This window comes from Pseudomonas sp. XP1 (assembly GCF_053557675.1).
In genome coordinates this window covers 79439-103083 of the sequence record NZ_JBNRIJ010000011.1, presented here as the reverse complement: position 1 = coordinate 103083, position 23645 = coordinate 79439, and the positions used below count along the sequence as shown (strand labels likewise).

Below are 23645 nucleotides of genomic sequence, written 5' to 3'. Positions count from 1 at the left end.
TTGGTGAGTTCAGGGGTCTTCTTAGGAATAGCAGGTTCATCGCGGTGTGAACGAACACTCGTCGTTTTCCTCGATAAAGCAATTTCCGACTCTATTCGAAAAGCGGTATCCAGCTTCAACTCTCGATGAACTTATTAATTCCACAACCCTGAAAGCCTTACCGAAAAGTCAATATAAACAGCCCCGTGCCAATAAAAAAAGATACTTCCTACAGAAAGTTCTTTTTATTGGTCGATATCCACTTTCAAACGAAAAAACAATGACCTGAATCAGAAACCATCGACTACGATCAGCATTCACTTCGCCCCCGTTAGTTACGGCAAGAGACTCAACCATGGAAAAACCAGTAGTTCCGCACGCCGCTGGCCAGGTCGATATCGCTTTGGAAAGCGCCCACCAGTACGCCTATTTCCAGCTACTGGAATTGCTGTATCACGTACACGACGACGATCTGGAACAACGCCCACTTGCTCGAGAGACGAGACGCCGATTACGGCTGGAAGTGTCCCCCAGTCTGTCTTTCCCTGTTGCCGATGTGTTGCGCGCCGATCGCTTGAAGGACGACTGCTACCGCATCCAGGCAAGTTTTCTGGGCCTGCATGGCACAGACTCGCCATTGCCCACTTACTACCTTGACGAGATCGCCTACGAAAACGCACACGGCATCGGTTTACGCCCGGCTTTCCTCAATTTCTTCAACCATCGCCTTCATACCCTGCTCCATCAAGGATGGCGCAAATACCGCTACTACGTGCGCTTCCAACCGGGCGCGAAGGACGGTTTCTCCCGCTATGTCTTCGCCCTGATCGGCCTGGACGACTCAGCACTACGCGGCGCTACGCCGCTACCCTGGAGCCGCTTGCTCAGTTTCGTGGGAATGATCGCCAGCCGCAGCCGCTCGCCCGGCATGGTAGCCGGCATGATCGCGCATTGTTTCGACCTCCAGCAGGTTGCCATCCGCGAATTCGAAAAGCGCACCGTGTCCATTCCCACTTCCCAACGCAACTGCCTGGGGGCCAGAAACTACCAACTCGGCAACAACTTCCTGGTTGGCGACAGCATCGAGTCACGCAGCAGCAAGTTCACCATTGTGATCGCAGGCCTGGATCAGCAGCAGTTCCGCGAATTCCTGCCCAGCGGTGACAACTACCAGAGGCTGGCGCGGCTGGTGGAGTTCCTGCTCCGTGATGTCGGGGCCTATGACCTGGAGTTACGCATGTGCGCCGAGCAAGCCCCACCCTTCAGCCTACGGGCCGCGCATGGCACCCACCTCGGTTGGACAAGCTTCATCGCCAACCGCAATGACCCCACGCCTCCCCCTGTTCGCATCACGGTACGCACATGAGTACAAATGTTCTCCCCTCCAGCATCACGCTCACCGTCCTCAACCCGGAACAACTCTTGCACGGCAGCGAACCGCGGCATCGCTTCGATCGGGCTGGCGGCTCCATCGGCAGTCAAGGTGCTTGGCGCTTGGATGATCGGGGCGTTCGCATCCTGCCGGTGCACTGCGAAATCGGCTGGCATGAAGGCCATTTCTGCATCATTGACCACAGCGGCAAAAGTTTCATGAATGGCAGTGACTCCCAGTTGCTTTCGGGTACGCCTATCCGCCTCAGGCACAACGACAGACTGCAGATGGGTGACTATCAGATTGCCATACACCTGGGCGAGGACGAGGTAGAGCCGGAGCCGCATACCGGCAGAGACCCACTCTGCGAGCTAGGGGTTAATCAGCAGATGTGCCCGCTGCAGATACTTGGCGTACCGATTACGGATATCGCCGGATTTTTCCAAACCTCAATGCCTGGGCCTGTGGATGAGCTTGATCCGTTGGCCTATCTGGACAGGGCCGCACAAGCCCGGGTTGACCCGGCCATAGTCGAAATATTCGGCAAGGAGGTGCAATGAACAAGCCTGTAGGTTTGCTACTGGCCTGCCTGGCGATCAGTGGCTGTACTTCGATCAGCAAGATCTACCAGGTGGCGATGGATCCGTCTTTGCCAGTCGGTGGCCCCAACAATGAAATCAGCCACCTGGCGCTGAGCCTCTACGCCGCAGACGCGCCTGCGCCTGTCAGCCTCGAACCGACAGATTCAGGCGAACAAATACCGCTGCATGGCCACCCGGAACAGCTGGTGGCCAACCTCAGCGCCACAAGTCCTGTCGAGTTGACTGACAAGCTGAGCTCATTGGCGGAGCAGCTGCACCGCAACTACCCCGCTTCTGTCGAGGGCAAGCAAGCCATCGTCGGGCCGAAGGCGCCTGCGGCATTGGCCAGTTACGCAACGCCCCAAACCGGTTTGCCTGAGGAACTCGACCTGCAATCACAACACCAAGCCCCGTCATCCATCGTTTTCAAGGTACTTCAGCTCCGTGACGATTCGTTGTTGCTGGATGCCACTTATGAGCAAGTCGAAGAAGACCTGGATAAAGCGCTGGGCACCACGCTGATCAGCATCGATGACTACCGTCTGACCCCTGGCCAGTTCAAGTTCATCGAACACGAAGAAATCAACGAGCGCACCCGCTACATCGCCGTCGTTGCTCGCCTGGGCGATAACTCCAAGGGCCGCTGGAAAGATGCAGTACGCATCCAGTCACGCGGTTACAACCATACCGTACACGTTCACTTCGAGAACAACACCGTTGAACTCAGGCAAGACAGTGAATACCGTCGTGACAAATGATCCGTCCAAATAAGAAATGAGCATCCTGTGAAGGCCGGACCAGGCACCGGAACAAACAGACAACGAATCCCGACCCAGGCCACTGGTATCGGGGTTCTTGGGTGGCCTGCGCCAGGCCCTATCGCCCGGCCACTTCGCTGGCCGTGCCGTCACGCAACAACCGCTGCGGCAGGGCAAACCCTGCAAAGAGCTGGCGGGTGAAGGGGTTGTTTGCGCCCGTGGTGTGAACCTTGTAGCGCGCCGTATCGCCGGCAATCATGAAACCGAGATCGATACTGGTGGATGTACGGGCATTCAGCCCAGCGCGGCTGAGCAGGCGGTAGAGCGACCAGGGGCCGTGATAGCCCAGGCTGACTGTGGTCCCCGCAACCTGCACCAAGGTGACACGGCTATGCCCACTCTCCCCGGCAGGGCCCGGCCAGGTCATGCCGATCGGCTCCTTGCCCCGGTCCGCAAATGCATGCAGCTGCCCATCCAGGTCGAAGACACTGCCGCGCAAGCCACCGCTGATCGCCAGGGGCTCGAGGCCAAAGCTCACGTTCAGCTCCCCGCGATTGTCGAAAAACGCATTGCGTATGGCTTCAGCCTGCTTCAGCTGCACCATGACTTCGGGGCGGACCAGGTAACCTTCATCCGCACGGGAGTAAAGGGCATCGAGGTTGTCTTCGAGAAACACCGCAAGGTACTGGTCCTGGAAGCGCTTGAGCTGGCCTTGCGGGCCAAAGAAGGCTTCAAAATCCTTGAGTGACACATCCGGCCCGGCCGGGTCGATGGGATAGCGTGAGGCCAGTCGTTCCTGGTAGACGCTGTAAACCTCGGCATCCCAACGCTGCTCCAGCTCCCGTAACGCCATGACCATCAGCACCTGCGAAGTCTGCTCCGCCAGCTGGCGAACATGCCGATTGAGGGGTTCCGGCAGGCCCGTGGCAATGCGCTGAAGGTTGCGAATGGGGTCGGGCGCCGTTTCCGAAAAACGGCTCAACACTAGCGCCAGGGCGGCCTTGCCCCGGTCAGGGCTGTCCTGCACCGCCTTCAGGTGGTCGTGTACAGCGCTGATCGCCTGGAGTGTTTCGTCATGGTAGGACGGTTTGTCACCCCGCCCGTCGAGCATCCCCGAAAGCCCCGCGAAAGACCGATAGATACCCATGGCCTGCATGCGAACCTGCGGATCGGCTTTCGATTCCTTCTCGCTGTCCGCGGCCTGCGGATAGATCAGCGTATTGCTGCGCACGGTTTCCAGCAGCCGGCGTATCGGCGCTGCCGGGCCGCTGACTTGTTCCAGAACACCCAAGGCATGCGCAAGATCGCTGAATTCGGCAACCGAAAACTGGTTCAGCACACGCCGCCAACTGTCGATGTAGTCGGCGCTGTACAGGGCTCGCAGACGCTCCGCCAGGGCCTGGCGGTCCATGTCGGAATAGTCGAGGCTACGCCGCTCCCCTAGCACCCACTGGTCGACCAGGGCGAGGTCGGCCACGTTCTGGCTATGCTGGTCGAAATAGTCGCGAAAGCCCGTCGCCGTCAGCAAAGGTGGCAGGGACAAATTGGCGTCGACGGCCGCCTGGTGATCGCGCTCGGCCAGTGGCCTGTAGACGATATCGAACGCTGGGCCGATCTCGTTGCGCAAATCCAGCTCACCGTGCAATTGCTCCCGAGCCTGCTGCCTCAAGCCGATGTAGACACGCTCGGCCAGCGGCAGCTTGCGCAACTGCTGCTGCGCTTGGGCAACGACTTTCCGATACTCCGGCAGCTCGACATCTGCGTAGGCCAAAGCGTACCTGAGGTGGCGCATCAGCGCGGCCTGCAGCTGGCCCTGGCCCGGATACGCCCTTTGCCACTCGCGAGCCATCCATTGCTCGACCATCTCTGCCCGACGATTACCGCGATCCTCGATCATGCGATACACGCGCAATGCCGCCAACTGCTCGTCGCTACCGGGGGCGGCTTGCTTGACAGACGCTGCCACGCCGCCCGCAATCACCGGTAGAAAGCGCTGGGCCAGGGCATTCAGGTACGCCTGGTCCACTTGCGGGCCAATGGCTTTGCCCTGGTACAGCCCCATATCCGTGAACACGCTCCAACCAGAGCGATAATCGCCGTACAGGCTCACTGCATCACGGATCTCATTCAACGGCAGCAGCAGGCTGCGCCCGGTCAAATCATCCTTGGCGTCCGTGCTGGTGTTGCTGAACGCAAGGCTTTTCTCCAGCACCTGCTCTGCCTTGTCACGGTTGACGCTGTAGAAGTACGCCCAACCACCGGCCATGGCCAACCCGCACACACTCGCCGCCACGGCGCCGCCCTTCAACAGGCGGCCCTTGCGCCGGGCGACCTTGCGGTTGTCGCCCGCCAGGCCGGCCTCGGGGTAGACCACGCGTTGCAACAGCCGCTGCGCGAAATACACCACGGAGGTGCCTCGCGGCTTGGTCGACAAAGCCGGGGCAGCGAAGGCAAAGGCGCGGGCAGAAGCGTCCGCGAGCAGGTTGCGCACTTCGCCTCGCTGGTAGACCGAGGAAAAGTACAGGCCACGCACCAGTGGTGGGGTGCTGTAGCGGTCACTGGCCAGTACATTACCGAGGAAATTCAACAACATCTCCTGCGCCCCGCTCAGTTCCCGAAGCAGCGAGCAGGCGCTCTTGCCCGTGCTGCCAGGCGCTTCCACGGTAGCGCTCATCAGATGCCTGCCAAGGCGCCCCAGGAAGCCCTGATAGGCTCCCTCCAACTCCTGCAGCCAGGCATCGAAGTCCTTTACCGAACCCAGCGTGAAGGTAAAGCCCTGCACCTCTTCCCGCTCACGGGCCGGGAGCGCGGCGAACAGTTCCTCGAAACCGTCCAGCAAGTCGAACTTGCTCATCACCACGTACAGCGGCAAGCGCGTACCCAATTCATCACCCAGCTCCGTCAGGCGCGCACGCAGCATGAATGCCAGGTCACGTCGTGCCTTCGCCGATCGCCCGAACAGGTTGACCATATCCACCAGCAAGACCACGCCATTGAGTGGCCGTCGGCTGCGGTTCTGGGCAAGCCAGCCAATCATGTGCCGCCACAGGCGTCGCTCGACGCCCGCCGGCAGGCCTGAGGGCTCGGCCGGCGCTCTCGCCGTCAGTGCAGCCTCCTGCACTGCTGGCAGCGTGTTGTCATCGCCCCCCTCCTCAGCCGCTGTCGGCGGCTTGATGGGCTTGACCACATACGCCGGGCGCTCGGGCTGGCTGATGAACTCGCCCGGCGGATCGATCAGCACCGCGTCGTCACCTACCCACCAGTCGATGCCAAAAGCCAGGTCCTGATCCGTACTGGCCCGCTGGGTGGCGCCATCGGTGCGGGTGAGTGCAAAACGCTGATCCGAACGGCTGACGAAGCTCGACTTGCCCGCATTCTGTTCGCCAAGGATGAGGTACCACGGCACATCGTAACGGTGCCCGCGGCCACCTTGGCTGTCGCGCAAGCGGGCCAGGCTGCTGTCGAGGGAGCGCTGCTGGGCCTGCAGATACACCAGGCACGGGTCTTCCACCTCGCGCCGCTGCCGTTGCTGTTCGCGTACGATCGAGCGGTTGCGCCGATGCACCCACGCGCTCCATGCCAGCAATGGCAGCATCACCAGCAGCACGGTTGCCGCAATCCGCACCGGCAGGTCAACCAGCGGTTGCTGCTCACGCCAACGCCATTCAGGCCCCAACCACCATAGCCAGACCACTGCGGCAGCAACGCCGAGCAGTACCACGCCAACAACTACCGGCATTGCCTGACGCTGCACCAGCAATACACCGCGCAGCAGACTGTCCTTGTTCACTTTCATAGCGGCAAACCTTACCGACTGCATTTCCGAATGATTTAAGGCACCTCACAGTGCACACTGCCAAAAACAGTAGCAGCATTGAAAAACACTATTCAATGATATCAAGCAAGAAATACCAGCTAACACTTTTCTTGCAGACGCCGGTGACTTTCCTGAATTATTAAATAAAAAAGCACTTGCTTCAGAAAAGTTAATAACCCATCAACTTGTGGGAACTTTCCTACAAATAAGCCAAGTGCACTTTTCATCAACACCGGCACATGCCACCAGATAGAGCGTCCAACGCGATAAACATGAAGTTCAAAGACTGGTTCATGCAGGAGCAGCAGACCCTACGGGAATTGGGTGACGACTTTGTCGAGGACGACCCGCGTCTGGCGCCTGTCCTCGGTCGCACCGCCTCGGACCCGGCCAGCGAGTACCTGATGGAACACTTCGCCTTCCTGACCGCTCGCCTGGTCATGAAGATCGAAGACCATCTGCCCGAGCTGACCCACCCGTTGCTGCAGCTGCTCTACCCCAATTTTCTGCGTCCGCTGCCGAGCATGACACTGATGCAGTTCCAGCCTGTCGACCACGCGCTGAGCGAAACCCAGGTGTTGCCCAAAGGCACCCCTGTGTTCTCCCGAGCCGTTGACGGCGTAAGGTGCGAGTTCCGCACCTGCGCGGACCTGGCTATCGCGCCGCTGGAAATTCGCAGCATCACCACGCAACCCAGTGCCGAAGCACCGGTAGTGCGCATAGGCCTGGGCGCCTTGTCCGAGCAGCCGCTGCGGCAGATGAAGTGCGACCAGCTTCGGTTTCATCTGGCTGGCAGTAAACGCAATGCGCTCACTCTCTACCAGTGGCTGGCGCAGCACCTGGACAAGCTTGATCTGCATATCGGCCAGCACCGCTTTGCGCTACCACCCTCAGTGGCCTTCGTCGGTTTCGAGGCAAACGAAGCGCTGCTGCCCAGCCCCGGCGAGCAGATGGATGGCTACCGCATCCTGCACGAATTCTTCTGCTTCCCGGAGCGCTTTCATGGGTTTCGCATTGACGGGCTCGGCAGCTACTGGCCTGACGAGGCCGCCGCTCATATCCAGCTGGAGTTCGGTTTCAGCGCGCCCCTCCCGCCCGACATACAGATCGACCAGACAACGATCCTGCTCAACTGCATCCCTGCCATCAACCTGTTCAGTTGTACGGCAGAGCCCATCCCGTTGAATGGGCAGCCACTGTGTGAAACCGTGCGAATGGAGCGCCGGGGCGGCAAGGAAGGTGAGATTTTCAGCATTGATCGTGTCAGCAGCCAGCGTCAGAAATCCAACGATCACGTACAGGACTTCAAACCCTTCGAAGCCCTGGACCGTGACTTCCCGTTGGCCGAGCCGACGCCCGCCCGCTACTACAAGCTGGACATCGAGCAGGAACCCGTCAATGACAAGGTGCAACACAAGATTAGCCTGGTGCATCACAACCTTGCGCCCTACCTTGGTCTGCACGAAGAACTGAACATCGACCTTACCTGCAGCAACGGGCCCCTTGCGCAGCAGCTCAGGGTTGGCGAGGTCGATGTGACCACCCAGGACACCCCCTCGTTCGTCACCTATCGCAACCTCACCCGCCCTACCCGCAGCTACCCGCCGATGCTGCAGAGCGGTGGCCAAGGTGAGCGCCACTGGGCGCTGCTCTCCAACCTTGCGCTGAACAACCTGTCGCTGTCTTCTCCTGCAACCCTTGCCGCGGTACTGCGGGTTTACGACTTTGTCGCCGCCCACGACCTGCAGCAGGAGCGCAATACCACCCAGCGCCTCGACGCCATCAGACAGGTGGACAACGAGCCCTGCGATTGGCTGGTCAAGGGCGTGCCGGTTCGGGGCATGCGCACCATCCTGCACATCGACCCTGCCGGCTTCGAATGCGAGGGTGAGGTGCAGCTGTTCGGCAACGTGCTGTCCCATTTCATGACGTTGTACGCCAACAGCAACTCATTCCATCAACTGCAGATCATCAACACCGCCAACGCAACCCGCCAGCTGTGGCCTGCCCGGACCGGGCGGCAGCCGGTGATGTGACCAGGAAGTCCGCCCTATGACCGTTACATCCGCTCAATCGTATGACAAGGACCAAAAAGATACGCGCGGGTCGCCCCCACTCAGCGAACTGTTCCCTCATGTCGACGCGCTGGGGTTCGACACCCGCTCGAACACCACATTCCCCCTCTTCGACATCGCCTCTCCCCTGTTCGGCCTGGTCATTCGCCTGGAAGGCACCGAACACTACGACCACGTCGAGCAGTTGCATGCCCACGTCAAGAACATGATCCACGGCATGGTCGAGCAGGTACGTCAGCTTGAACACTGCGACGAAGGCGACCGCGTAGTGTTTTCCTACTGCTTGTGTTGCGTGGTCGATGAAGCCGTGATGACTACGTCCTGGGGGCGCGACTCGTCCTGGAAAGCCCAGTCCTTGCTCAGCGCCATCCATCAGGAAACCTGGGGCGGCGAGAAATTCTTCAGCGTGCTCGAACGCTTGCTGGACGCCCCCGAAAAGCGCTACGACCTGTTTGTGTTCCTGTTCTGGTGCCTGGCACTGGGCTACCGCGGCAAGTACGCCAACCAGACCAATGGCGATGAGCAACTGGCCGCCTGGCTCAAGCGGGTCCATGACCGGATCGTTGAACTGCATGGCCCCGAAGCCGAATCGCAACCCCTGACCGACCCTCTGGCCCATGTCGCGCCCCGGCATTACCGCATGAACCGCCAACTGCCCTGGTGGACGCCCTGGGCCGTGATGGGCGTGTTCTGCACAGGCCTGTATCTCTACTTCGCCAGCAAACTTGACGGCATTACCCAGCAAGTACTGGCATCACTGCAGGCGATGCTGCAGCCATGAACTCGACAACATCGAACTGACATGACGCAACAGTCACTGTGCCGATGGGCGCAGCAAGTAAAACTTTGCCCGAAACAAGATAGATCCTGCATTTAGCGAAACTTCCTACAGGTTTTTAGGAAGCAACTTTCACGACTAGGAACGGATTCCTCATTACGGCCGTGAGCACAACTAATGCCTCGCGTCCTAGGACGCGTCCGGTTTCATGAACCTGCCCGATGGGACGAACCGCAGGAGTACGCATGAGCAACCTGAATGATGTGCGCTTTACCTTCACTACCCCAGCCGACGAAGCCATTCAGTTTGATGTCGTGTCATTCGAGCTGACCGAAGGCGTCAGCCAGTTGTATCGCCTGGAAGTCGAACTGGTGAGTTTCGCCGACGATGCCGACTTCGCCACCCTGCTCGACCACCCCGCGCTGCTGACCATCTGGCAGCAGGAGCAACCGGTGCGTCACGTGCATGGCCTGATCAGCAGCTTCGAACAGGGCAAGACCGGCCACCGCCGCACCCGCTACCGCGCCATTGTCGAACCGCAGCTGGCCCGCGCCGGCCTGCAGTCGGACTGGCGCATCTTCCAGCACCGTCCCGTGCCGCAGTTGCTCGAGGAACTGTTCCGCGAGCGCCGCTGGGGAGCGTTGACCCAGTACCTGGTCAACCCGCACCAGACGCGTGAGTTCTGCGTACAGGCCGGTGATCTGGACCTGGATTTCTTTTGGCGGCTATCGGCAGAAGAAGGCCTGATCTCGATCTTCGAGCACAGCCAAGGCAGCCATGGCGTGATCCAGGCGGACCAGATCAGCCAGTTCGGCAGCCTGGAAGGCGACCCGGTGTTGTATGTGGCCAACCGGGGTGGCACGGCGCGCCAGCCCTGCCTGCATGACTTCCGCTATCGCGAACAGGTACGCACCAGTATCCAGGTCCAGCGCGACTACACCTTCACCCACCCGCGCTACAACCTGGAACACACCCTGTACCCCAGGGACATGGGCAACCAGGGCAACGAGTACGGGCGCTACGACTACCCCGGCCGCTACAAGCACGACAACGCCGGCAAGCCGTTTACCCAGACCCGTATCAACGCCTTGTTCGGCGATGCCCGGGTGGCCCAGGTCAAAGGCGACGACGCGCGCCTGCAGCCGGGCATTGCCTTCCAGCTGGCCGGCCATGCCCGTGAGGACCTGAACATCCTCTGGCGGCCGATGCAGATCACGCACATGGGGCAGCAGTTCACAGCGCTGGAAGAGGATGCTGCCGAAGCCGAAGTCGGCACGTCCTACACCCTCACCGCCACCTTGATTCCAGCCCGGGTCGAATGGCATGCCCCTGCTTGCCCCAAGCCCGTGATCGACGGCCCGCAGATGGCCAAGGTGGTCGGCCCGCCCGGCGAGGAAATCTACTGCGACGAGCACGGCCGCGTGCGCGTGCAGTTCCCCTGGGACCGCCTGGGCCAGGACGACGACAAGAGCTCCTGCTGGGTGCGGGTGACCCAGGCCTGGGCCGGTGCCACCTGGGGCCATATGGCCATACCCCGCATTGGCCAGGAAGTGGTGGTCAGTTTCCTCGACGGCGACCCTGACCAACCGATGATCACCGGGCGTAGCTACCACATCGTCAACCGCCCGCCGTATCGCCTGCCCGAGTTCAAGGCGTTGAGCCCGATCCGCAGCAAGGAGCACCACGGCAAGCGGCACAACGAACTACGCCTGGACGACACCACCGGGCAGATCAGCGCGGCGCTGATGAGTGACCACGACAACACCGCGCTGCACCTGGGTTACCTGACCCATCCGCGTCACTTCGGTGGCCAGCCCCGTGGCCAAGGTTTCGAGCTGCGCACCGATACCCACGGGGTGATCCGCGCAGGCGGCGGCCTGCTGCTGACCACCGAACTGCGCGCCCGCGCCGTCCAGCACCACACCGACCTGGCCGAAACAGCCGAACGCCTGCAGACCGCACAGCAGTACCACACCACCTTCGCCAGGGTCGCCCGCGACCACCTGGCCCAGGAAGGTGGCGATCAGGATGAGGTCGGTGAAGCGCTCAAGGCACAGCACGACGCCATCTGCGGCTACGGCGGCAACCCTGAAGCCAACCGGTTTCCGGAGCTGGCCGACCCGCAGCTGGTGCTCGCCAGCCCGACCGGCATCGCGACCACCACCCCGGAATCCACCCACATCGCCAGCGGCGAACATCTGGGCCTGAGCACGGGTGGCCACACCAGCCTGGCCATCGGCAAGCGCCTGCTGATCAGTGCCAGCCGAGGGGTACGCCAGTTCGTCCAGAGCATGGGCTGGCGACTGGTCGCGGCCACCGGCGACATCGACCTGAAGGCGCTCAAGGACAACATCAACCTGCTGGCCAAGCTCAAGGTCAGCGTAACCGCCGAGCGCATCACCCTCAGCGCCAAGGAGGAATTGGTCATCCAGGGGGGCGGCAGCAGTACCACCTACACCGCAGGGGGAATCCTGCATGCCACCGCTGGCCAGTACACCGCGCACGCGACTGACTTCATCTACAAAGGTTCGAAAAGCCAGGCGGCGGCGTTTCCGGAGGAGCCCAAGGCAGGCCAGGGAACACTGGAACTGCTGCAGCAATACGCTAATGCCCTGCCATTCAAAAAAGGCAAGTACGAAGTTGAAGACGCCCTCGGCCATGTCTTCAAAGGCAACCTTGATGGCGATGGAAAAGCCAGCGTAGCCAACGTTGCGCCGGGCCCAGCCAAAGTACGCTTCAGCGATGACGATGTGGATGTCTGGCACGACCCAGGATTCCCCGGTCCTCACGAGCAGATATCGGGTGAGTTGACCACACCCTCTTCATCAAAGTTGAGCGCCCAGGCCGCGGGAATTCTAAAGCAGCTCACATCAACCCTATCTGGCGCAAAGCTGAAAGATAGTTCTCTTCGCTTGGGAGCTGATCTAGCTACTGACGCAGCAAAGCCCACCCTTAAAGGCGCCGGTGTTCCCGAGACGCTGATCAGACTCTCGGAGAAAGCACGATGACCGTTCCTGCTCGGGCACCTCAACAGGCCACAGGCCCAACGAACACCGCATCCGTCAACGACATCGAAGCCGGCAAGGAAAAGCTGGATCAGTGGATCCGAAAAATGACGGGGGGCGCCATCGGTTGGACTGCCGTCAATGCCGCAGGCTCGGTCATCCCAGGTGTGGGCACCGTATTCGCAGCGGTGGATGCCATTGGGGACCTACTGACGCTTATTGATGGTAACCACGATGATTTCCTGACATGGGTCAGCTTCGGCATCAACGTGGTTGGGCTCGTCTCCTTCCCAGGCGTAGGGCCTGCGCGTCTGGCCATACGCACTACGCTCTCGGCGGTCAGACGCGATGGCATCGCGATGATTTCTGACGCCCTGTTGAGCGCACTTGAGAAAAACTTAAACGATAAAACGCGAGGATCACTGGAAGCCTTCGCCCAAGCCATTGAAAGCCGCCTGAATGAGCTGCTTACCAAGATTGCCGCAGAGATCAAGAAAGCGTGCACCTCCTTCGCTCAGATGCTTCGGGGGGTAGCCAGCGACCAAGGGCAAAAGGCCCTTGCCAAGAAAACCAAGCAAGCCTCCATTTTCTTCGGACCTGTTGCGGCAATAGCCGCAAACTTCCTGATCGAGGACCGACTGCTTTCATCGAATACCTGCCAGCAATTGCTCAATGCCGCCAATTTGGCAGATCAGATAGGTCGCAACGCTTCAGCCAAAATACTGGGCATGGCGGACGCTGGGAAGGTCGGAAGCATCGGCTACCTAGTGATGTCATTGGCGAATGCACTCAGAAACCGCAAGCGCCGCAGACCAATAGCAGCAACATCCCACAGCAACAAGCCTAGCCAAGCACAACATACACAGCAGCAAAACGGTCTGACAACACGGGGCACCGAGCGCCCGGCGGTCAAGGATCCCAACTGCCGAAACCTTGCAGCAGCCGGCACCGGCGCGAATATCAGCTTTGCGACAGGCAGCGAATCGTTCACACATACAGACTTCTCTTTGCCGGGATGCTTCCCGATCGAATGGGCCCGAACCTATCGCTCCAGCCTGGACGCATTGGACACCGGGCCATTTGGTGCTCGATGGATCACCCCCTACACGATCTTTGTGGAATGCACTGATGATGGAGGCCTTGCCTACCGGGATTCGGACGGCCGAAGTCATCGCTATCCAGATCCAGACGTTGGCAAGTATCACTACGATGCAGTCGAAGATGTCCTACTGATTCGAGCCTCGGAAAGCGAACTGGTCGTTGCACGCGGTCATGACACTCAAGAGCATTTTCAAAGGCAAGGCGCCAAGTATCGCCTTACTGCCATCCAATACCGCAACGGTGCAAGGCTAAACCTGCACTACGAGCACATCCACAACGACAATCCGCTACTTTCGGACCTGCTCACGTACCAGGATGACCGCCAGCAGCACCATCTACACCTTGGGTATGGCGAGAACGGGCTGATCTGTTCGGTATGGCTAATGGTAGATGGCCTTGCGCAACGTCAACTTGCCATCTATGAACAGAATAATGCGGGAGACTTGATCAACGCACACGATGAAAACGGCGCGCAGTGGCACTATGCGTACCACCGTCATCTGGTCACCCGTTATACAGATCGAACGGGGCGCGGTTTCAATCTGGAATGGGATGGTGATGGCCCCGGTGCGAAAGCGATACGGGAGTGGGGTGATGACGGAAGCTTCGAGACCAGGCTGGAATGGGATAAAAACATCCGGCTTACCTATGTCACAAACGCTCAGAAGCAGGAAACCTGGTACTACTACGACATTCTCGGGTTTACGTACCGCATTGTGCACCCAGATGGGAATGAAGAATGGTTCTACCGCGATGATGCAAAAAACGTAATTCAACATATCCATACCGACGGCAGTTCGGAGCAATTCGCCTACGACGAGCGCGGAAACTTACTGCAGCATACCCGCGCCGATGGCAGTTCCGTTCACCATGCGTACGATGACCTGAGCCAATGCTTCAAGACCCGCGATGCCGAGGGCGGCCTGTGGAAGTACGATTACGACCAGCGCGGCAACATCATCGAAACCCAGGACCCACTGGAGAACAAGACCCTCTATACCTACAACAGCGACAACCTGCCCGTCGCCATCACCGACGCCAACGGCGGTGAGAAGAAGTTGGCCTATAACCCTGATGGCCAGCTGACGAGCTACACCGATTGCTCAGGCAAGACCACGCAGTGGAAATACAACGCGTTGGGGCAACTGGCCAAACTGATCAACGCCGCCGGCGATGTCACCGAATACCAGTACGAAGCCGGTCAGCTGGTGTTGCTCATCCACCCGGACAAGACCACCGAACGCTTCGAACGTGATGCCGAAGGCCGCTTGCTCAGCCATACCGATGCCCTGTATCGACGCACCCGCTGGACCTACAACGAAGCAGGGTTGATTCACCAGCGCCACAACGCCAACGACACCACCCTCACCTACCACTGGAACAAGCTCGGCCAACTGGTACGCCTGCGCAACGAGAACAACAGCGAAGCCAGCTTCAAATATGACCCCGTCGGGCGGCTGCTCAAGGAAACCGGCTTCGACAAAGAGACCACTCATTACCTCTACGACAACGGCAGCAACCTGCCCACCCGCCGGGTGGATGGCGACCGGACCACGCACTTCGAGTACGACCCCATGGGCCGGCTCATCCAGCGCAAGGCCGCTCGGCGTGGCGGTGACAAGTGGGAGGTTGAAACCTTTGCCTATGACGGCAATGGCAACCTGCTGGCGGCCAACAATAAGGCCTGCAGGCTGCAATGGTTCTACGATGCTGCCGGCAACAACACGCGCGAGCATCAGTGGCTGGATTATCTGGTCAAGCCACAGGTTGCCGTGTTCAGGCATGAGTACGACACCCTCAACCAACGCATCGCCACCACCCGCCCCGATGGGCATCGGGTCAGTTGGCTGACCTACGGCAGCGGCCACCTGCTTGCGCTCAAGCTCGATGACCAGGAGCTGATCAGCTACGAGCGAGATGATCTGCACCGGGAGATCGGCCGCGTGCAAGGCAATGGCCTGGTCCAGCGCCAAACCTGGAGCCCGAATGGCCAGTTGCTGGGGCAGACACTGGTTCGCCAAGGTGAATCCAGACGCATCGCGGCGCGCAGCTACCGCTATGACGAAGCCGGCCAGCTGTGCCACATCGACGACCTCAACCGTGGCGACCTGCACTATCGCTACGACCCGGTTGGCCGTTTGCTTGAAGCCAGCCGCAACCACGAGAAGGAAACCTTCGCCTTCGACCCGGCGAGCAACCTGCTGGACCCCGAGGCACCACCCAATCCTAATCCGCACTCGCCGCACAAGCTGATGGACAACGTGCTGCGCAGCTACTGCGGCACGCAGTATCGATACGACGAGCGCGGCAACCTGCAGGAGCGGATTGAGAACGGCAAGACAGGCAAGTTTACCTGGGATCTGTATGACCGGCTGCGGCGCTACGAGGATGAGCGGCTGGTTGTCGAGTTCGGGTATGACGCGTTAGGCCGCCGAGTGTACAAGGACTCGCGCTCGAAGTACCGCAAACGGATACAAGCTGGGCCGGTCTGGAACGAGAATGCGCGGCGAGCGCTGGATGAAAAGCTGGGCTGTGATTTGACGCTGTTCATCTGGGACGGCGATACGCTGGCGTTCGAGCAGCGCGGGCGGGATGGCAAGGGGCGGACTACGCACTATGTGTTTGAACCGGGGACTTTCGTTCCGGTCGCGCAAGGGGTGATGAATCACATCGAGGAGATGCTGCATCAGCCGAGCTATGGCTTCCCCTATGACATTGATCGGGATCTGGTATGGCAGGAAAAACCAACGCCGAAGCCTTTTGACACTGTGGGCTGGTACCAGTGCGACCATTTAGGCACCCCCATGGAAGTTACGAGCGTAGAAGGACATGTGGCATGGCATGGAATTTACAGCGCCTTTGGCTCAGGTAGCACCTATAATATCAACACAAACTCGCTACCAGCCAATAATAATCTACGCTTCCAAGGCCAATATTCAGACCTTGAGACCAACCTGCATTATAACCGACACAGATTCTATAGCCCCCAAACTGGAAGATTTTGCGAAAAGGATCCAATCGGGTTATTGGGGGGACTCAACCTATATCTATACGCCGCCAATCCAATAAGCTGGGTGGATCCACTCGGCCTGAAACCATGCCCAGAAGACTGCAATAAAATTTTGTCCGAAGCTGGCGTTGACATCGACACCCATGCCAACCTTAGCACCGACGCTAAACACAAAGGATCTCTTTATGAATCCCACCACATCTACCAACAGGCCGCTCTACTTGATAATAAAACAAAACAACCCCTTATTAACGGCTATACATCAGGCAATGCAATCGCAATCAGGCTTGTTGGAAAAAATCCTGATAGATCTCGAACTGGTACCCCACACTATAAAGCGACGCTATCTCAAAATTCAGCATCATCTGCAGGATTACTTGGCAGTGAGACCGTAGTAGCGTTCAACGCACTGAGAGCAGCAGGGCTAAGCGCCCCAGTTGCAAAGTGCGCCACGCTAAAAGCCCGCGGTCAATTATCACATCTTGGCGCCCACGCAGGTACACCCACGCTGACCCCAAGATCCAGGAGAAAATGAAAATGCCAGCAAATCTAGACACCAATAAGCACGCTTTATTGAGCGGATTCATTAAGGCCATCTCCGAGAATGACACAAAAACCTTGTCCACTAAGTTCGGCCTATCGCATGCAGTAATTTTAGAGATTCAAGATCTCCTACCAATCTATTTCCATGCAGGAGCAATACTGTCCGCACCACCATTAGGCAGCCAGGACTCTCAAGTCAACAAAGCACCATTAATAACCGTGTACGACACCGGTGATGGAGATATCGCCGTGGAATGTTTCATCCTAGAAAACAACGAACCTAGCGAAGCAATCCTTCATGTAAGCTTTTCCGCATCCAATCCAAACACATTGAGCTATGAATTCATAGACTCGTAAAACTTAACACAATAGAAGATACGAAAATCCATAATGAGAAATATAATACGACTTGGAAATACCACTGATCACGGCGGAACCGTGATCGACTTCATTCCGCATACCAATCTCAACAGCAACCCTATGGCCGACAAAGGCAACATGGTTTTCTGTCCTTTATGCAAAGGAGAATTCCCAATCATCGAGGGCAGTGATACCTACCGCGTCAACGGAGTTCCTGTCGCACTCGATGGTATGAAAACCGCGTGCGGCGCCAGCTTGATCGCCAGCGCATCACGCGGCAGCGTGCATCGCTGAGTCAGCCAGGCCAAGTGGAGCTGGCGAACAAGAGACATCCCAGAAGTATGTCTGTTGCCGCCGCTCCCGACCTAGAATTGAGAGCTGATACCTACAACAGCGACAACCTGCCTATTGCCATCACCGACGCCAACGGCGGTGAGAAGAAGTGGCCTATAACCCTGATGGCGAGCGGATCTTGGGAGGGTCACAAGAAAGCAGCAACCGATATAAAAATAGGCACACTCGAAATCCCATCCAGCCTCGAAAGGCAGCAACAATGAATGCAACTTTTGATGACCTCATTTTAATACTGAGCACTGATAGCTTTTGTGGCGAAATACTTGACACAACGACAAAGCACGAATCTCTAAAAATCAGAGAAATAGCGCGAAATATCGTCAAAACAATCATTAACGGTGGCGACAATTATTACATGTGCGCGGATTTTTCCTGCCACCGCATAAAGAAAACTGAAAAAGATTTTTTTGAACTCGCCCAAAAAAGCAACATCCCCAAGCAAACGCTAGAAAAGATAGATAACCTTCACAAAATCCTTAAGAGTAATTCCGACGAGACAAACACCGCCTCATATGTCATCAACTCAATAGCAAGCCGGCTCTACTGGCTTGTGATCGACGAATTCAACACACCAATCACACCAGAGCTTTTGGAGCTAATTCCTGAAATCGAACCACTCGGATTGGACGTAAAACATTACGCATGTGAATGGCGAGATGTTTGGTTAGAAAGCCAGTCCGATTGGGATAAGTATATAATGTCACTAATGGACGGCATAGACGAAGCCCCATACCTTACCTTCACAAAATTGAAGAGCAATTTAGCTCCGCTAGATTTTCTCCGCAAATGGAACACCCATCTCGGCCCGAAGAAATTTTCACACATCAAGAATTTCATTAACACCGAGGCGCATCATGAACTTGACAAAAAAAAATGCACGCGCAGCCGAAAAGATAGACACACTAATTAATTCACTCTAAACAAAGGACCGAATCAAACAACACGCCAACAATACATAGACCTCAACCACAATGAAGAAAATAGTTCGACTTTACGACAAAACCAACCGTAAAGGTATCGTGATTGGCTCCATAGACAGTACAGGCCTTAACGGCAAACCGATGACCGGCAAACGTAACATGGTTTTTTTCCTCAATGCGAAGGCGAGTTGCCAATCATCGAGGGCAGCGACTCCTACCGCGTCAATAGCACTCCTGTCGCGCTTGACGGAATGAAGACCGGCCAGCGCATCACACGGTAGCGTCCATCGCTGAGTCAGCCAGGCTAAGTGGAGCAGGCGAACAAGGGACATTCCAGGAGTGTGCCTGCTGTCGCCGCTCCGGACCTAAAATTGAGAGCTGATCAGGCCCCCAAACATACGCCTGATCCGCATCGTAAATACCAACGGTATTGGGGCCAAAAACAATCATCTAATTCGAGGCAAATCAAAAAACCGCCAGAGACTATTAAGGAGGTTTAACCGATGAATTTCACACCAGAGTGCCTGACCTATATCAACACCCACCTTTTTGAAAGACAAGATGAAGTTTTGAAAAAGATTGGAGAACTACTGCCAGCAGGCCCTTCGAAAATCCACTGGGAGAACATTCCCAACAGAATTGAAATAGGCCATACCCAAAGGGACAGACTGATAGTCGAAATATTGGGCGCAGCATCAACCATAGAATTAAAAAATTCAGAAACCATAATCATTATCAACATAGATGATGCCTTCCCAGCAATCAGCACAACACTAGAAGAATGGCAGAAATTTGCAAAGGAACTCGATTACGCAAACACCATCTACCTAGACGAAAATAACTTAAAAATAATCCACTGGGATTTTTACAAAAATCTGTACGCACTTAAATTACCCCACAGAAGCGACGATTAAATTTCGCAGTAGAACCAGCAAGAAAAAATAGACACCCCATAAACAGAATAGCTCACAAGCACGGAATACATACTTCAGCAGTACAGGAACTTAATCACAATGAACCAAATAATTCGACTGGGCGACACAACCGACCACGGCGGAATAGTACTTGATGCCATTCCCCACACAAACCTCAACGGAAAACCATTGGCTGGCAAAGGCAGCATGGTATTTTGCCCACTCTGTAAAGGAGAATTCCCAATCATCGAGGGTAGCGACACCTACCGCGTCAACGGAGTTCCTGTCGCACTCGATGGCATGAAAACCGCGTGCGGCGCCAGCTTGATCGCCAGTGCATCACACGGCAGCGTCCATCGCTGAGTCAGCCAGGCCAAGTGGAGCAGGCGAACAAGAGATATCCCAGCAGTATGTCTGTTGCCGCCGCCCCCCACCAACGCACTGCCGCCATGAACAAATCTTCATTTTGCTGGCGAGCGCCCTGATTGCGGGCGTGGCAGCCCTCTTCGCTTCTGCAGCCGCAGGCCTTCACCTTGAGGGGGCTCACTACCTTGCGTAGCATCACCGCCCCCCGGGGCCGCTGCGCGGCCCATTCGTGGGCACGCCCGCTCCCACAGGCGCGTGCCCACAGCGCTCACACCTCACCCAGCCACACCATCAGCAGACAGAACCCCGATGCCGCAACCCATCCCCCTCAAGGACCACGAAAAGGAAAAGCACCTGGTCAACCGCCGGCTTCTGGCCTGCGCCGCCCTGGTCTTCAGCCTGGTCGCCGTCCTGGTGGGCCGGCTCTATGTGCTGCAGGTGCTGCAGCACGACCAGCAGACCGCCGTATCGGAAAACAACCGCGTGCACGTGCTGCCCATCGCCCCCGAGCGCGGGCTGATCTACGATCGCAACGGCGTGGTGCTGGCCGACAACAAGCCCAGTTTCGACCTGACCATGACCCGCGAGCGGGCCGGCGGCGACACGGCCAAGGTGCTCGATACCCTGGCCCAGGTGCTGAGGCTGACCGACGACGACCGCAAGCAGTTCGACAAGGACCTGCGCCGTGGCCGCAAGCCGTTCGAACCGGTGACCCTGATGGTCGGCCTGAGCGAAGAGCAGATCGCCCTGGTGGCGGTGAACCAGTTCCGCCTGCCAGGCCTGGAGGTAGAACCACAGTTCATCCGCGAGTACCCGCTGGCCGAGCATTTCGCCCACTCGGTGGGCTATGTGGGGCGCATCAACGAGAAAGAGGCCAAGACCCTCGACAGCACCGAATACCGGGGCACCCAGTCGATCGGCAAGACCGGCATCGAGCACTTCTACGAAAGCCAGCTGCATGGCCACGTGGGCTACGAGGAGGTCGAGACCAACGCCCAAGGCCGGGTGATGCGTGTGCTCAACCACAAGGCCCCGACCCCAGGCCAGGACATCGTCCTGACCCTGGACGCCCACCTGCAACTGGCCGCGGAAAAGGCCCTGGGCGACCGCCGCGGCTCGGTGGTGGTGCTCGACCCGGCCAATGGCGACGTGCTGGCGATGGTCAGCAACCCCAGCTTCGACCCCAACCTGTTCGTCAAGGGCATCAGCTTCAAACAGTACGCCGCCCTGCGCGATTCCATCGACCGCCCGCTGTTCAACCGCGTGCTGCGCGGCCTGTATGCGCCCGGTTCGACGGTGAAGCCGGAGGTGGCCATCGCCGGCCTCGACAGCGGCGTGATCACCCCGGGCAGCCGGGTGTTCGACCCGGGCTACTACGAGCTGCCCAACTACGACCACAAGTACCGCAACTGGAACCGCAGCGGCGATGGCTGGGTGGATATGTACACCGCCATCATGCGTTCCAACGACACCTACTTCTACGACCTGGCGCACAAGCTGGGCATCGACCGCCTGCATGACTACATGGCCGAGTTCGGCCTGGGCCAGAAGGTGTCGCTGGACATGTTCGAGGAAGCGTCCGGGCTGATGCCGTCGGCCGAGTGGAAGCGCGCCACACGGCGCCAGGCCTGGTTCCCGGGCGAGACGCTGATCCTGGGCATCGGCCAGGGTTACATGCAGGTCACCCCACTGCAGCTGGCCCAGGCCACCAGCCTGCTGGCGAGCAAGGGCGTGTGGCACCGCCCGCACCTGGCCATGACCGTGGGTGGCGATGCGCCGGTAGACCCCAACCCGATGCCCGATATCGTGCTGCACGACAGACACGCCTGGGACCAGGTCAGCCAGGGCATGCAGATGGTCATGCACGACCCGCGCGGCATCGCCCGCGCGGCCGCGGCCGGTGCGCAATACCGCATTGCCGGCAAGAGCGGCACCGCGCAGGTGGTGGCGATCAAGCAGGGCGAACGCTACAACCGCGACAAGACCCTGGAGCGGCACCGCGACAATGCCCTGTTCGTCGGCTTTGCCCCGGCTGATCACCCGAGTGTGGTGGTGGCGGTGATGATCGAGAACGGTGAAGCCGGTGGGCGGGTGGCAGGGCCGGTGGTGCGGGAGGTGATGGATGCCTATCTGCTGGATGAGCAGGGGCATCTGAAGCCGCAGTATGCGGGTGGGGTAGTGCCTCGCAGCGTGCCGCACACTTAGGATCTTTGGGGCCGCTTTGCGCCCCATCGCGACACAAGGCCGCTCCTACAAGAGACCGCATGGCCCTGTAGGAGCGGCCTTGTGTCGCGATGGGCTGCGAAGCGGCCCCTGGTTCTCAATCCCCGTACACCGCCCTCCCCACCATACCCACCCGCCGCCGCGTCACGCACACCAGCAGAATGAATACCGTCACTCCAGCAGTCATGAGTGCTTCATAGCGGTAAGCATCACTAAGCAGCATGTACCCCAGCACCATCAGGATGGCGCCGATAACCAGCCATGTCAGCCACGGGAACAGCCACATTTTCAGCTCCAGCTGCACACCGTCGCGTTCTGCCCGTGCCCGCATGCGCAGCTGCGAAATTGCAATCACCAGATACACCAGCAAGGCAATCGCGCCTGTGGTGGACAGCAGGAAGCTGAACACCTTGCCGGGGAACACGTAGTTGACCAGGCAGCCGGCAAACCCGGCCAGGGTCGACATCAGTACCGCCACCACCGGAACACCATTCGCGGTCACCCGCCGGGTAATGGGCAGCGCCTCGCCACGCGCCCCCAGTGAATGGAGCATGCGCGAAGCGGTATAGAGCCCCGAGTTCATGCAACTGGTCACCGCCACCAGCACCACCACATCCACCACCAGCTTGGCGCCCGGCACGTTGAGCACCTCCAGCACCCGCTGGAACGAACCCACCGCGACCAACGCGGGGTCATTCCAGGCCACCAGCGACACGACCAGAAAGATCGACGCCAGGTAGAAAACGGCGATGCGATACACCACCAGGTTGGTGGCGCGGCGGATCTTGGCCTGCGGGTTGGCGGTTTCGTCAGCAGCGATGGTGACGATCTCGGCACCAAAGAACGAGAAGATGGTGATCAGCACCCCACCCAGCACCGCACCCCAGCCATTGGGCGCGAAACCGCCATTGGCCCACAGGTGGCTCACGCCTGAGGCCTCGGCCAGTGGCCAGACACCAAACAACGCCATGCCACCGATGACGATGAAGGCCAGGATGGCTATCACCTTGACCAGGGCGAACCAGAACTCGAACTCACCGAAGTTCTTCACGCTGACCAGATTGCTGGTGGCCAGTACCGCCATGATCAGGAAGGCGAACAACCAGGATGGAACCGCCGGGAACCACGCGTGCAGGATATCGGCGCCGGCAATGGCCTCGACGGGAATGATCAGCACCCAGAACCACCAGTACAACCAGCCGATGGTGAAGCCGGCCCAGGGGCCGATGGCTTCGGCGGCATAGGTGGAAAAGGAGCCGCTGGTGGGGTTGGCCACGGCCATTTCGCCGAGCATGCGCATGACCAGCAGCACCAGCAGGCCGGTCATGGCGTAGGACACGAGAATGGCCGGGCCGGCCGAGGCGATGGCCTTGGACGAACCGATGAACAGGCCGGCGCCGATGATGCCAGCGATGGAAATCATGGAAACCTGGCGCGAGGTCAGGCCGTGTTGCAGGGATACTTGCGACATCGTTAAAACCTTTGGGGG

16 protein-coding genes are annotated in these 23645 nt (G+C 58.6%); 14 read left to right on the top strand and 2 right to left on the bottom strand.

Annotated features, from left to right (window positions below):
* Nucleotides 1-334: 334 nt before the first annotated feature.
* Genes tssG through tssJ form a run of 3 tightly spaced genes read left to right on the top strand, consistent with a single transcriptional unit; the run spans nucleotide 335 to nucleotide 2690 of the window.
* The gene (tssG, locus tag ACK1U9_RS12710) at nucleotides 335-1345 is read left to right on the top strand and encodes a type VI secretion system baseplate subunit TssG (RefSeq protein ID WP_108481464.1); all 1011 of its coding nucleotides are present in this window, start codon (nucleotides 335-337) and stop codon (nucleotides 1343-1345) included.
* Entirely contained in the window at nucleotides 1342-1911 is a 570-nt protein-coding gene (locus ACK1U9_RS12705; protein ID WP_108481463.1) for an FHA domain-containing protein, read from the top strand. Before tssG ends, ACK1U9_RS12705 begins: the two co-directional genes overlap by 4 nt.
* Nucleotides 1908-2690, top strand: coding sequence for a type VI secretion system lipoprotein TssJ (gene tssJ / locus ACK1U9_RS12700; protein ID WP_108481462.1), 783 nt, complete (start codon nucleotides 1908-1910; stop codon nucleotides 2688-2690). Before ACK1U9_RS12705 ends, tssJ begins: the two co-directional genes overlap by 4 nt.
* Before the next feature lie 118 nt (nucleotides 2691-2808).
* Here tssJ and tssM read toward each other — a convergent pair whose 3' ends face one another.
* A complete protein-coding gene (gene tssM / locus ACK1U9_RS12695) occupies nucleotides 2809-6486 on the bottom strand; it encodes a type VI secretion system membrane subunit TssM (protein WP_230386332.1) in 3678 nt (1225 codons plus the stop codon).
* 293 nt (nucleotides 6487-6779) lie between these two features.
* Here tssM and tssF point away from each other — a divergent pair, with 293 nt between their 5' ends.
* From tssF to mrdA, 11 genes are all read left to right on the top strand, one after another.
* Nucleotides 6780-8543, top strand: coding sequence for a type VI secretion system baseplate subunit TssF (tssF, locus tag ACK1U9_RS12690; protein WP_173015095.1), 1764 nt, complete (start codon nucleotides 6780-6782; stop codon nucleotides 8541-8543).
* A 16-nt stretch (nucleotides 8544-8559) separates the two neighbouring features.
* On the top strand, nucleotides 8560-9363 hold the full coding sequence (gene icmH, locus ACK1U9_RS12685; protein WP_108481461.1) for a type IVB secretion system protein IcmH/DotU: 804 nt from the start codon (nucleotides 8560-8562) through the stop codon (nucleotides 9361-9363).
* Nucleotides 9364-9605: 242 nt separating this feature from the next.
* Nucleotides 9606-12368: a type VI secretion system Vgr family protein gene (locus tag ACK1U9_RS12680; RefSeq protein ID WP_173015094.1), complete on the top strand. Its 2763-nt coding sequence runs from the start codon at nucleotides 9606-9608 to the stop codon at nucleotides 12366-12368.
* Nucleotides 12365-17011, top strand: coding sequence for an RHS repeat-associated core domain-containing protein (locus ACK1U9_RS12675; protein ID WP_108481459.1), 4647 nt, complete (start codon nucleotides 12365-12367; stop codon nucleotides 17009-17011). Before ACK1U9_RS12680 ends, ACK1U9_RS12675 begins: the two co-directional genes overlap by 4 nt.
* Before the next feature lie 2 nt (nucleotides 17012-17013).
* Nucleotides 17014-17376: a hypothetical protein gene (locus tag ACK1U9_RS12670; RefSeq protein WP_108481458.1), complete on the top strand. Its 363-nt coding sequence runs from the start codon at nucleotides 17014-17016 to the stop codon at nucleotides 17374-17376.
* Nucleotides 17377-17409: 33 nt separating this feature from the next.
* Complete coding sequence (locus tag ACK1U9_RS12665; protein WP_153670806.1) at nucleotides 17410-17673, top strand: PAAR domain-containing protein; 264 nt, start codon at nucleotides 17410-17412, stop codon at nucleotides 17671-17673.
* A 47-nt stretch (nucleotides 17674-17720) separates the two neighbouring features.
* The gene (locus tag ACK1U9_RS12660; RefSeq protein WP_108481456.1) at nucleotides 17721-17936 is read left to right on the top strand and encodes a hypothetical protein; all 216 of its coding nucleotides are present in this window, start codon (nucleotides 17721-17723) and stop codon (nucleotides 17934-17936) included.
* A complete protein-coding gene (locus ACK1U9_RS12655) occupies nucleotides 17933-18643 on the top strand; it encodes a hypothetical protein (RefSeq protein ID WP_108481455.1) in 711 nt (236 codons plus the stop codon). Before ACK1U9_RS12660 ends, ACK1U9_RS12655 begins: the two co-directional genes overlap by 4 nt.
* Before the next feature lie 513 nt (nucleotides 18644-19156).
* Nucleotides 19157-19567: a hypothetical protein gene (locus ACK1U9_RS12650; protein WP_108481454.1), complete on the top strand. Its 411-nt coding sequence runs from the start codon at nucleotides 19157-19159 to the stop codon at nucleotides 19565-19567.
* 99 nt (nucleotides 19568-19666) lie between these two features.
* The gene (locus ACK1U9_RS12645; protein WP_153670804.1) at nucleotides 19667-19930 is read left to right on the top strand and encodes a PAAR domain-containing protein; all 264 of its coding nucleotides are present in this window, start codon (nucleotides 19667-19669) and stop codon (nucleotides 19928-19930) included.
* Between the two features lie 312 nt (nucleotides 19931-20242).
* Complete coding sequence (gene mrdA, locus ACK1U9_RS12640; protein ID WP_108481452.1) at nucleotides 20243-22138, top strand: penicillin-binding protein 2; 1896 nt, start codon at nucleotides 20243-20245, stop codon at nucleotides 22136-22138.
* Between the two features lie 115 nt (nucleotides 22139-22253).
* Here mrdA and ACK1U9_RS12635 read toward each other — a convergent pair whose 3' ends face one another.
* Nucleotides 22254-23627 carry an amino acid permease gene (locus ACK1U9_RS12635; RefSeq protein WP_108481451.1) on the bottom strand — a complete coding sequence of 458 codons (1374 nt, stop codon included), beginning with the start codon at nucleotides 23625-23627 and terminating at the stop codon, nucleotides 22254-22256.
* Nucleotides 23628-23645 lie beyond the last annotated feature (18 nt).